At 72.8% G+C, this 9,954-nt stretch carries 12 protein-coding genes; 3 read left to right on the top strand and 9 right to left on the bottom strand.

Translation table 11 applies throughout. The features are described 5' to 3' along the window. Positions 1-197: 197 nt before the first annotated feature. The 7 genes from ACFVYK_RS02595 to ACFVYK_RS02565 form a co-directional block, all read right to left on the bottom strand. A complete protein-coding gene (locus ACFVYK_RS02595; RefSeq protein ID WP_389767666.1) occupies positions 198-1,250 on the bottom strand; it encodes an NAD-dependent epimerase/dehydratase family protein in 1,053 nt (350 codons plus the stop codon). Positions 1,251-1,303: 53 nt separating this feature from the next. Continuing rightward, complete coding sequence (locus ACFVYK_RS02590) at positions 1,304-1,942, bottom strand: hypothetical protein (RefSeq protein ID WP_389767665.1); 639 nt, start codon at positions 1,940-1,942, stop codon at positions 1,304-1,306. A gap of 159 nt (positions 1,943-2,101) precedes the next feature. Beyond that, positions 2,102-2,500, bottom strand: a complete 399-nt coding sequence (locus ACFVYK_RS02585; RefSeq protein ID WP_389767663.1) for a hypothetical protein — start codon at positions 2,498-2,500, stop codon at positions 2,102-2,104. Further along, positions 2,497-3,633 carry a molybdopterin-dependent oxidoreductase gene (locus ACFVYK_RS02580; RefSeq protein WP_389767662.1) on the bottom strand — a complete coding sequence of 379 codons (1,137 nt, stop codon included), beginning with the start codon at positions 3,631-3,633 and terminating at the stop codon, positions 2,497-2,499. The genes ACFVYK_RS02585 and ACFVYK_RS02580 overlap by 4 nt, the downstream gene beginning before the upstream one ends. A 229-nt stretch (positions 3,634-3,862) precedes the next feature. Then, positions 3,863-4,900, bottom strand: a complete 1,038-nt coding sequence (locus ACFVYK_RS02575; protein ID WP_389767660.1) for an SPFH domain-containing protein — start codon at positions 4,898-4,900, stop codon at positions 3,863-3,865. A gap of 4 nt (positions 4,901-4,904) precedes the next feature. Beyond that, positions 4,905-5,336 carry an NfeD family protein gene (locus tag ACFVYK_RS02570; RefSeq protein ID WP_389767658.1) on the bottom strand — a complete coding sequence of 144 codons (432 nt, stop codon included), beginning with the start codon at positions 5,334-5,336 and terminating at the stop codon, positions 4,905-4,907. A gap of 428 nt (positions 5,337-5,764) precedes the next feature. Continuing rightward, positions 5,765-6,109, bottom strand: a complete 345-nt coding sequence (locus tag ACFVYK_RS02565) for an ANTAR domain-containing protein (protein WP_389767832.1) — start codon at positions 6,107-6,109, stop codon at positions 5,765-5,767. A gap of 408 nt (positions 6,110-6,517) precedes the next feature. Between ACFVYK_RS02565 and ACFVYK_RS02560 the strand changes: the two genes are divergently transcribed. Together ACFVYK_RS02560 and ACFVYK_RS02555 are read left to right on the top strand one after the other, a co-directional pair. After that, positions 6,518-6,895 carry a PadR family transcriptional regulator gene (locus tag ACFVYK_RS02560; protein WP_389767656.1) on the top strand — a complete coding sequence of 126 codons (378 nt, stop codon included), beginning with the start codon at positions 6,518-6,520 and terminating at the stop codon, positions 6,893-6,895. After that, on the top strand, positions 6,892-7,485 hold the full coding sequence (locus tag ACFVYK_RS02555) for an HAAS signaling domain-containing protein (protein ID WP_389767654.1): 594 nt from the start codon (positions 6,892-6,894) through the stop codon (positions 7,483-7,485). Before ACFVYK_RS02560 ends, ACFVYK_RS02555 begins: the two co-directional genes overlap by 4 nt. A gap of 59 nt (positions 7,486-7,544) precedes the next feature. Here ACFVYK_RS02555 and ACFVYK_RS02550 read toward each other — a convergent pair whose 3' ends face one another. Together ACFVYK_RS02550 and ACFVYK_RS02545 are read right to left on the bottom strand one after the other, a co-directional pair. After that, positions 7,545-8,381 carry an alpha/beta fold hydrolase gene (locus tag ACFVYK_RS02550; RefSeq protein WP_389767652.1) on the bottom strand — a complete coding sequence of 279 codons (837 nt, stop codon included), beginning with the start codon at positions 8,379-8,381 and terminating at the stop codon, positions 7,545-7,547. Then, on the bottom strand, positions 8,378-8,971 hold the full coding sequence (locus ACFVYK_RS02545) for a TetR/AcrR family transcriptional regulator (protein ID WP_389767650.1): 594 nt from the start codon (positions 8,969-8,971) through the stop codon (positions 8,378-8,380). Before ACFVYK_RS02545 ends, ACFVYK_RS02550 begins: the two co-directional genes overlap by 4 nt. Before the next feature lie 213 nt (positions 8,972-9,184). On the opposite strand from ACFVYK_RS02545, the gene ACFVYK_RS02540 reads away from it, so the two are divergent. Further along, positions 9,185-9,829 (top strand): GAP family protein, encoded by a 645-nt coding sequence (locus ACFVYK_RS02540; protein ID WP_389767648.1) that lies wholly within the window; start codon positions 9,185-9,187, stop codon positions 9,827-9,829. Positions 9,830-9,954 lie beyond the last annotated feature (125 nt).

The raw sequence follows: 9,954 nt of genomic DNA, 5'->3' as shown, positions 1-9,954 counted from the left end.
CGGCGGTCCGGGGACGACGGGGAACGGGGCCCAGCGGCGGTCCGAGGACGACGACCAGGAGGCAGAGCCTCGACGGCGGTCCGGGGACGACGGGGAACGGGGCCCAGCGGCGGTCCGAGGACGACGACGGGGAAGCAGGGCCGCCCGAGGACGACTGCTGGCCGGCGCTGCCGTCGTCATGGCGCGGCCGAACGGTCTCACCCGGCCCGCAGCGGCGCCGACGCGAACTCCGTCATCCCTTCCGCGAAAAGAACCTGCGGCTTCCAGCCCGCCTCGTCGCGCAAGCGTTGGGAGGAGGCGGTGATGTGGCGGACGTCGCCGAGCCGGTACTCCCCCGTGACGACCGGCGCCGGTCCGCCGTAGGCCGCGGCCAGCGCGCCGGCCATCTCCCCCACCGTGTGCGGGTGTCCGCTTCCGACGTTGTAGGCCCGCAGGCCGCCGTCCGGGAGACCGTCCAGGCCGTCCAGCGCCGCGAGATTGGCGCCGGCGACGTCCCGGACGTGCACGAAGTCGCGGCGCTGGCCGCCGTCCTCGAAGACGCGCGGGGCCTCGCCGCGCGAGAGCGCGGAGCGGAACAGCGAGGCGACGCCCGCGTAGGGGGTGTCCCTGGGCATCCCCGGCCCGTACACGTTGTGGTAGCGCAGGGCGGCGACCCGTCCCCCGGTCGCCCGCGCCCAGGCGGCGGCCAGATGCTCCTGGGCCAGCTTGGTGGCCGCGTACACGTTGCGCGGGTCCGCGGGGGCGTCCTCGCCGACCAGACCGGCGGCCAGCGGCTTCCCGCAGGCCGGGCACAGGGGCTCGAAGCGTCCGGCTTCGAGGTCCGCCACCCCGCGCGGTCCGGGCCGTACGACGCCGTGCCGGGAGCACTCGTACCGTCCCTCGCCGTAGACGACCATCGAACTCGCCGACACCAGGCGGCGCACGCCCGCGGCGGCCATCCCGGCCAGCAGCACGGCGGTGCCGAGGTCGTTGCAGCCCACGTAGCGCGGGGCGTCGGCGAAGTCCTTGCCCAGTCCGACCATCGCGGCCTGGTGGCAGACGGCGTCCACCCTCCGCAGGGCGTCGGCGACCGCCTCCTTGTCGCGGACGTCGGCGTGCCGCCAGTCCACGCCGTCGGGGATCTCGGGCGCCGTGCGGTGCGCGGCGGGCAACAGCGCGTCGAGGACGCGCACCTCGTGCCCGGCGCCGACGAGTGCGGTGACGATGTGCGAGCCGATGAAGCCCGCACCTCCAGTGACCAGGATCAACATGTCACCGACCGTAGAGGCCTCCGCCCGGGCGTGGGCCGTTCGGCCCGCCGACGTCAGAGGTTCGTAAGCCTTTCCGGCGCCTGCGGCGCCCGCACCCGCACCCGCTCGGCCGGCCCGGACGCCGCCGCCGCCGTCAGCAGCGCGAAGGCCACGGAGAAGCCCAGCATGGTGAACACGCCCCTGGGCCAGAAGATGTGGCTGTCGGCGAACGACCAGCAGGCGGCGGACAGGACGACCGCGCCCGGCAGGGTCCGCACTCCGTGCCGCCGCCACAGCACCGCGCAGCAGGCCAGCGAGGCCACGGCCAGCCCGTACACGCCGGTCCGTCCCAACGCGTCGCCGGTGGCGAAGAGCCGCCCGGCCACTCCGTGGAAGCCGTGCTCGACCACCGTCCCGGCGGAGATGCCCGCCACCGCGTCCAGGCCGGAGTAATAGGCGGCGAAGCAGGCGCATCCGGCCCAGGCGAGCACGGTCAGGGCCCCCTCCGCGCCCCGGCGCGGCCGTCCCCACAACGGGACCAGCAGACCCAGGACGAGGAGCGGGAAGACGGGCAGCAAGGCGATGTGCAGCCCGGCCCAGTCACCCGCCGTCGCCGCCGTCAGATGCCGGGGGTGCACCAGGCCCGCGGCGGCCAGCAGCAACGGCGGCGCGGTCACCAGCACCATGACGCGCGGAGTACGCAGAGATCGCATCCGCCCACGCTAGGCGGCCCGACGGCCCACCGCCCGCAGGTCGCCCCCACCCGTAAGACAGCCGTAAGACGCCCGTGCAGAAGACCTGTCGAACACCCGTGGAGCGCCACGGTCACCGGGCGCAGACAGCCGGTCCCGCCCGCCACCGCGCGTCGCCGGTCAGGGCCGTCGGCGCTTGCGGGCGAACTCCCGCACGGCCGTCCAGAGCACGGCCACCGTGGCCACGGCCACCAGGGAGATCAGCCAGTTGCGCGGGTAGTCCAACGGCAGCACCGACGAGTTGGCGGTCCTGCCCGGCCGCAGCAGCACGGGCAGCGCCACCGCGGTCAGCGCGCCCGCGACGAGAAGGGCCCCGCGCACCGGGCCGCGCCTGCCGCCCCGCACCAGAGCCAGTCCGACCAGCAGCACCACCGGAGCGACCACCACGTCGTGCAGGAGAACCGCCCCTCCCAGCCAGACGAGCACGCCGGCCGGGTCACGGACGTCCGTCAGCAGGAACGCTCCCATGCTCATGAGCGCCACACCGGCCGCCCCCACCAGGACGCGCAGCGCCTTCACGCCGCCACCTCCAGTCGGCCCACCCATTTGGTCTGCAGCACGCCCGGCCGATCGGGGGCGATGAGCCGCACCGGATATCCGTGGTCGGGGTCGAGTTCCTCGCCGTTCAGCCGCAGGGCGAGCAGGGTCAGCGGGTCCCGGGCGTGCTCGTGCCCCAGCTCCGACACCCGGTAACCGCCCTTCAGCTGCAAGGACACCACCCGCACCCGCGCATGGGCCGGCGCCCCCGCACGCTCCAGCAGATCCGCGACGCGCACCCCGCTCCAGCACGCCGACTTGCTCCAGCCCTCCACGCAGGCGATCGGCAACTCGGCCTCGTGCTGCGGCAGAGCGCGCAGTTCGTCCAGCGTGAGGGTGAAGGGCCGCGGACCGGCGACCACCAGGCGGTACTCCTCGTCGGCGACCCGGCCGACACCGGCCGCCGCGGCGGTCCGGTTCACCGGCAGTCCCTGCGGCCCCCTGTCCGGATCACGCGGCGCGAACAGCAGGAAGTCCTTCAGCGGGGTGAACGACTGGCCCACGGTGGTGAGCGTGACCGCCCCGACCGCCGCACCCACGGAGGCCAGCAGCGAGCGCCGGTCCGGCCCCTCCTGCGCGGGCAGGGCGAGCGTCCCGGGCGACCGGCGAGTCCAGTGCGCCCTGATCTGCGGCGCCTTGACGGCCAGATGCAGCACCAGCGCGCCGACGACGAGCCAGGCCACCGCGTAGTGCACGGGCACGAACGAGAAGGGCCACGGATACCACTGGGCCGTGTTCAGCAGCCCGGTCGCCAACTCGAAAACGGCGCCGGCGACCAGTACCGCCACCGACAGCCGCTCCATGGCGTGCGTGACCGATCTCAACGGCGGCCAAGCGAACAGGCGCGGGTAGACCGTCCACAGCTTGGCCGGCAGCAGGGGGATCGCCGCGATGCCGGAGGCGACGTGGAGACCCTGCGTGAACCGGTAGCCCCAGACCGGGCGGCTCGGCAGGTCGTCGGCCAGCCAGTCGGGGGGATGCTGGAGGTAGTGACTGATCAGCCCGGTGACGAAGCACACCGCGAACGCCGCCCCCAGCCACCGGCCGATCGAGGTCGCCGTGCGGGGATCGTGCAACCGGGATGGGAAGACCGGCGGAGAGACGCGCAGTTTCATGTCCCCATCCCACCTGCGCGCGTGGCGGTCCGGAACCATGAAACCCTTACGGAACAGGGACGTTCCGTCGGTCCGGGGCCGGGCCCCGCTCCGGTGGCGGGAGTGCGCGGCGACCCGGCGCGTCGCGTCAGCCCGCCGGTCGCCGCCGCCTCGCCGACAGCGGGGCGCGCCGACGAGGGCGTGGCGCGGACCGCAGGCCCGGGCGGGCGAGCGCCCGGGTCTCATGCGGTCAGCGGGAGGGGTCGGGCGGAAGGACTCCGGGGACGGTGCCGTCGGCCGCGGCTGCGTCGGCGAGGGCCGCCGCGGCGGCTTCCGCGGCCTGGGCGGTGTCGCTGGCGGTCTGGTCGGCCATGTCGTCCGACGGTTTGTCGCGGGTGGCCGGCGAGCGGGGCAGCACCTCGCTGAAGGCCTGGGTGACGCCCTGGAGCGCGGAGGTCATCTCGCTCGGGATCACCCAGAAGGTGCTTCCCGGGCCCTGCGCGAGTTGGGGCAGCATCTGCAGGTACTGGTAGGCGAGCAGTTTGGGGTCGGGATCGTTGCGGTGCACGGCCTGGAACACCTCGTCGATGGCCCGTGACTGGCCCTCGGCCTGGAGGATCGCGGCGGTTCGGTTGCCCTCCGCACGCAGCACCGCGGCCTGCTTGTCGCCTTCGGCGGTGAGGATCTGCGACTGGCGCTGCCCTTCGGCCCCGAGGATCGCGGCGCGCTTGTCCCGCTCGGCCCGCATCTGCTTCTGCATCGCGTCCTTGATGGTCTGCGGAGGGTCGATGGCCTTGATCTCCACCCGGTTGACCCTCAGCCCCCACTTGCCGGTGGCCTCGTCCAGCACACCGCGCAGCTGGCTGTTGATGGTGTCCCGCGAGGTGAGGGTCTTCTCCAGATCCATGGATCCCACGACGTTGCGCAAGGTGGTGACGGTGAGCTGTTCCACCGCCTGCAGGAAGTTGGCGATCTCGTAGAAGGCCGCTCGTGGATCGGTGACCTGGAAGTACAGGACCGTGTCGATCTCGACGACCAGGTTGTCCTCCGTGATGACCGGCTGCGGCTTGAAGGAGACCACCTGTTCCCGCAGGTCGATCACGGGACGGACCCGGTCGACGAACGGGATGACCAGGTTGAGGCCGGGATTCAGGGTCCGGAGGTAGCGGCCGAGCCGCTCGACATTGCGCGCCCGCGCCTGAGGGACGATGCGCACGGCGCGCACCACGGTGAGGACCGCGAGAAGCGCGACGATCAGGCCGACGATGAGGAACGCCGAGGTTTCCATGTCTTCAGTCCCGGGGGTAGACGATCGCGGTGGCACCACGGATCTCCATGACGTCGACGGTCGCGCCCGAGGGGATCACCTGCGTCTCGTCGTAGGCGCGGGCCGTCCACACCTCGCCGTCGATGTCGACCCTCCCGCCCCGGCCCGTCACCTCGGCCACGACGTAGGCGGCCTTGCCGATCAGGGCGTCGACACCGAATCGCGCCGCTTGGGGCCGGCGCATGCGGCGCATCGCGACGGGACGCAGGAACAACACCGTGACGGCGGCTGCGGCGGTGAACGTCAAGAACTGCAGCGGCAGCGGCAGCCCGACGGCGGCAGCCCCCGCCGTGACCGACGCGGCCGCGCTCAGCATGCCGAGCGCGGCGGTCAGGGTGAGGACCTCCCCCAAGGCGGACACGGCGGCGATGATCAACCAGATCAGCCATGGATCCATTGCGTGCCCCTTTGACCGATGCGGGGTGCGGCAGGGCGTTACTCACTCCCTCCCTCCATTGGACCCCCACACGGCACGCCGCGGTACCCCTGAGCGCGGGCCGTTGCGCCCGGCGCGTCCGGCGAGCCGCCCGGGTCCGGGGCAGCGACGGATGCCGGCGACGGGGCGCCGCTCACCCGCCTTCACACGAAGGGCGTCGCTCGGCGCGGTCCGGAGCGTCGCCCGTCGGCGCGGCCCGGCTGAGCGGATCGTCGACGAGGCCGCCGACGCGGCGCACTTCGTCGAAGGGGTCCGCGGCGATCTCGTCCGCCGCGGAGACGAGATCCCCCAACGCCGGAACGAGTGCGGCACAGCCGGCATTCCTTTCGTCCGCCGCTCCGCCGTTCGGTGACGATCGTGCCACCGGGCGGCACGGTTGTGCGGGCCGTTCAGGAGGATCGTGCGGCGGCCAGTGCGTTGTCCAGAGCGACGCGGACCTCGTCGGAGAGCCGCTCGCCGCGAGCCCAGTCCACGACCTGTTCGGCGATCTTCCGCAGTTTGACGTTCGTGTGCTGCGAGACCTCCCGCAGCACCTGGAAGCCCTGGTCGGGACAGAGGCCGCCGAGGACCATGACCACACCGATGGCATGGTCGACCACGGCGTGGGAGACGACGGCCTCCTGCAGCTGACCGATCTCTGTCTGCAACTCGCTGATCTTGTCGAGAAGGCCCTCCCGCCCCGGAGCCGACGGCACGCCGGTCCGCACGGAAGCGCCGTTCAGCGGGCTATCCATCATGATCACTTCCCAGATCCCGGGTCTCCCGCCCGGGGTGCTGACGCCGGAGCCGATGACGAGGACGACACTTCGACTATTACCCCCGAGACCGCTTGCGTGCATCCCGTTCTCTCGCGTAGGGCCCCGGGGACCGGGGTGGCGCCGTCGACCCTGACTCGCCGCCGGACACGCGCAGGGCCGGGCGGTGTGCTCGCCCGGCCCACGTTGCGGTCCTCACCGCGGCTCGCCTGGACGTCCGTCCGGAAGGAGGCCGAGTGGGCCGTGCCGCGCGTCCGTGGCGTGACCATGGAGCCTCCGACGGCAGGCCCGCTCGGTCAATGTCCCGATCCACCTCTCCCTACGCCCCGAGAGGAAACAGCACCCCTGCCCTGACAAGGACTTGCCGCACCAGGTATCTTGCATCGCATGGAACCAGGTGATGCAGGCGCCAAGCAGGCCCGGGCCGCGACCCAGCTGCGCAAGGGTGTTCTCGAGTACTGCGTGCTCGCTCTGATGCGGGACCGGCCCCGCTACGGCGTGGAACTGCTGCACGCCCTCGAGGACTCCGGCGCCCTGGCCACCAGCCAGGGCACGGTCTACCCGCTGCTCTCCCGGCTCCGCCGGGACGACCTGGTCACCACCACCTGGCAGGAATCCGCTGCCGGACCACCCCGCCGGTACTACGCGCTCACCGACAGCGGCCGGGCCGCACTCGACGAGTTCACCCGCGTCTGGCCCGGCTTCCGTGACGCCGTCGACGCCTTCCTGACCACCCCGCACCCCTCAACCGGAGACCTCGCATGAAGACCTCTGCCGATCCCGTACGCGACTACCTCTCCGCCGTCGAACGCGAGGGCTCGGCGCTCCCCGCCGACCGCCGCCAGGAGCTCCTCGCCGACCTCGCCGAGCACATCGAAGTGACGCGCGTCGAACGTCCCGAGGCCACGATCAGCCAGATCCTCACGGAGCTCGGGGACCCTCGTACGATCGCGGCCACGGCGCTGGCCGAAGCGGGGCACGGAGCCGTCGCGGGCTCGGCCCGGACCGGCGGCGCACCGGTCCGGCGCGGCAAGGTGCACCCGCTGGTCCCGCTGCTGATGCTCACCTTCTCGCTGCCCCTCATAATGATCTTCCCGGATCTCCCCGGGCCGGTGTTCGGCGTCCTGCTCCGCATCGTCGGCGCGGTCCTTCTCTGCACCTCGGTGCACTGGAGCGCCGTCCAGAAGGCCGTCGGCGTGGGCCTCACGGCCGTCCTGCCGACCGCTGTCATCGCCGGTTGGAACCTGTCCAGCGACGGCCCGTCGGGCGACACCCCGGCCCTCCTGGCCAACCTGGCGACGCTCGTCCTGCTGGCCGGCACGGCAGCGTGGCTCTGGCGGGCCCGTCGCCCCTGAGGCTCCGCCGTCCGGCGGGTTCGTCCTTCCCGCACGATCGACCGCTCCCCTGGGAACGGTCAGTCACGCAACGCCTTGCGCAGGAGTTCGCCGAACTCGGCGGCGTGCGTGGTCAGGCCGATGTGACCGCCGGGGAAGTGCAGGAGCGGGACGCCGAGACGCTCGGCCAGGAGAGCGGCCGGGCGGTAGGTCAGCTCGCCCCGTGAGTCCTGGCCGCCGGCGAGCACGAGCCGGTCCGCCAGCGACGCGAGCCGGTTCACGTCCGGGGTGTAGGACATGAAGCCGGGGACGATGCGCCCGACGAAGTACGGCAGGTCGCCCATCGTCCGTTCGGCCCGCGCCGCCGCCTGCGGCGGAAGCTCGATCTCCGCCTCGGCCGCGGTGCTGTCGCCGCCCTCGTTCAGTCCCGCGGCGAACACGGTCATCGCGGGCACGAGCCCCTGCGTGCGGTACGTCCGCCGCACCCGCGCGAGGAGCTCGCGATGCTCGGCCGCGTCCGGCAGGACCATCACAGCCGGGGGCTCGTGGGCCACGACGCGTTCGACGCGTCCGGGACGAGCGGTGAGCAGGTGCAGCGCGACGATCGCGCCGGAACTGGCGCCGAAGACGCGGGCGGGTCGGTCGGGGGACAGCAGTTCCAGCAAGCGGAACGCGTCGTCGGCGTGTTCGGCGACGCTCTGCTCGGCCTCCGGGTCGTCCAGCGTGCTCCGGGACATCCCGCGCGGGTCGTAGGCGGCGACGGTGAAGTCGGTGGCGAGGTCGTCGGCCACGTCGTCGAAGGAGGCGGCGCCGCCCGTCCCTCCGGGGATCAGGAGCAGGAGCGGGCCCTGTCCTCGCACTTCGTAGTGCAAGGTCGCGCCGTTCACGCGCAGGCTGCCGGCCGTGGGGGCGGTCATGAAGACTCTCCTTCTCGGGACGAGGGCCAGTGCTCCAGGAGGGTGTGCAGCGCGTCGAGAGCGCGCAGCCAGGACTGTTGGGGTGAGCGCCGGTCCTGGAAGCCGCCTGCGGCTTCCAGGGCGACGAACCCGTGGAACGTGCTGCGCAGCAACCGGACCGCGTCGGTCAGGTCGGGCTCGGCCAGTCCGTAGCCGCGCAGCATGCCGTAGGTCAGTTCGACCGCGCGCCGCGGTCCGGGCGCCCTCGCGGCCAGGTCGGGGTCGATCTCGACCGGGGTCTGCGTAGCCGTGTAGCGGCCCGGATGCTCGTGGGCGTACTGCCGCCAGGCGTCGGCGAAGGCGACGAGCGCGTCCTTGCCCGCCCTGCCGACGGTGGCCCGCGCGATACGGACGGTCTTCTCGTCCGCCGCCAGCAACGCGATCCGTCCGCGCAGATCCTCCAGTCCGCGGACGTGCGCGTAAAGGCTCGCGTCCTTCACGCCGAGCCGCCGCGCCAACTGAGCCATGGTCACCTGGTCCAGTCCCACCTCGTCCGCCAGCTCGGCGCCCGCGAGCGTCACCCGCTCCGCCGTCAGTCCTGCCCGCACCATGCGCCCTCCACGTCATCCTAGGACCCCTAGTTTTAACCTAGGGGTCCTAGGAAAGCAAGTGCCGGCGCATGCCCCCATGCGGGTGAAGCGCGCTTGACCGGCCGGATCGCCGGCCGCAGAGTCGGGATGCGGTGCCGCAGTACCGCCCCATCCCGCCGACCGGTCCGCCCGCCACGGCGGCAGAGGCCCCGACACCCAGGAGCGGCTGAACCCATGGTCCTCGACCTGGTGCTGATCGGTACGGCCGTCACCCTGGGGCCTTTGCACAACAGCGCTTACATCCTGCTGCTGTCCTCGCGGCACGGGGTCCGCCAGGGCCTGGCCTTCCTGTTGTCGTGGCTGGCCAATCTGGTCACGGTGATCGCCTGCGTGATGCTCCTGACCGGCGGTCAGCCCCCGGCCCGGCACAGTGCGCCCTCGACCGCCGTGCTCGCCGTGAAACTCGCCATCGGCCTGGCACTCGTGGTGTACGGAACACACCGGCGCCGCCGACCGCCGCGCCCGCACGGCCCGCCCCGCTGGGCCGCCCGGATCGACAACGCCTCTCCGGCGACCGCGGCCGGCCTGGCCTGGCTCCTGCAGCCCTGGGCACTGGTCGGCGCCGGCGCCGCGACCGCCGTCGACGCGAACCTCTCCGACCTCGCCGCCTGGGTCGCACTGACCGGCTACTGCCTGCTGGCCACCCTCAGTCTCATCGTCATGGAGATGTACGCGGTGTGGGCGCCGGAGGCCGCGAACGCCCGTCTGAACGCCCTGCGGGACTGGCTCGCGCGGCATCAGGAGCAGTTGGTCGTCACGCTTTCCCTGCTCGTCGGCTTCCTGCTGACGGCCCGGAGCATCGCCGAACTGGTCGTCTGACGGCGCACCTCGCCCACAGCACCGTCGAACGGTGCGTCCCCGTGGGGCGCGTCGCACCGGGACGGGCCACAGCGGACCGGCAGCGGAGTCTCCACCCGCGCCGAGCCGGCCGCCGGTCGGGGTGC

The sequence above is a fragment of the Streptomyces sp. NPDC058291 genome, from assembly GCF_042880855.1.
Lineage (GTDB): Bacteria > Actinomycetota > Actinomycetes > Streptomycetales > Streptomycetaceae > Streptomyces.
This window is presented reverse-complemented; position numbering and strand designations above follow the sequence as displayed.

Excerpts from the sequence above, each read along its gene's own strand:
- ACFVYK_RS02580 (WP_389767662.1), bottom strand. The coding sequence starts at position 3,633 with ATGAAACTGCGCGTCTCTCCGCCGGTCTTCCCATCCCGGTTGCACGAT.
- ACFVYK_RS02555 (WP_389767654.1), top strand. The coding sequence starts at position 6,892 with ATGAAGACCTCTGCCGATCCCGTACGCGACTACCTCTCCGCCGTCGAA.
- ACFVYK_RS02540 (WP_389767648.1), top strand. The coding sequence starts at position 9,185 with ATGGTCCTCGACCTGGTGCTGATCGGTACGGCCGTCACCCTGGGGCCT.
- ACFVYK_RS02570 (WP_389767658.1), bottom strand. The coding sequence starts at position 5,336 with ATGGATCCATGGCTGATCTGGTTGATCATCGCCGCCGTGTCCGCCTTG.
- ACFVYK_RS02545 (WP_389767650.1), bottom strand. The coding sequence starts at position 8,971 with ATGGTGCGGGCAGGACTGACGGCGGAGCGGGTGACGCTCGCGGGCGCC.
- ACFVYK_RS02590 (WP_389767665.1), bottom strand. The coding sequence starts at position 1,942 with ATGCGATCTCTGCGTACTCCGCGCGTCATGGTGCTGGTGACCGCGCCG.
- ACFVYK_RS02595 (WP_389767666.1), bottom strand. The coding sequence starts at position 1,250 with ATGTTGATCCTGGTCACTGGAGGTGCGGGCTTCATCGGCTCGCACATC.
- ACFVYK_RS02560 (WP_389767656.1), top strand. The coding sequence starts at position 6,518 with ATGGAACCAGGTGATGCAGGCGCCAAGCAGGCCCGGGCCGCGACCCAG.
- ACFVYK_RS02550 (WP_389767652.1), bottom strand. The coding sequence starts at position 8,381 with ATGACCGCCCCCACGGCCGGCAGCCTGCGCGTGAACGGCGCGACCTTG.
- ACFVYK_RS02565 (WP_389767832.1), bottom strand. The coding sequence starts at position 6,109 with ATGGATAGCCCGCTGAACGGCGCTTCCGTGCGGACCGGCGTGCCGTCG.
- ACFVYK_RS02575 (WP_389767660.1), bottom strand. The coding sequence starts at position 4,900 with ATGGAAACCTCGGCGTTCCTCATCGTCGGCCTGATCGTCGCGCTTCTC.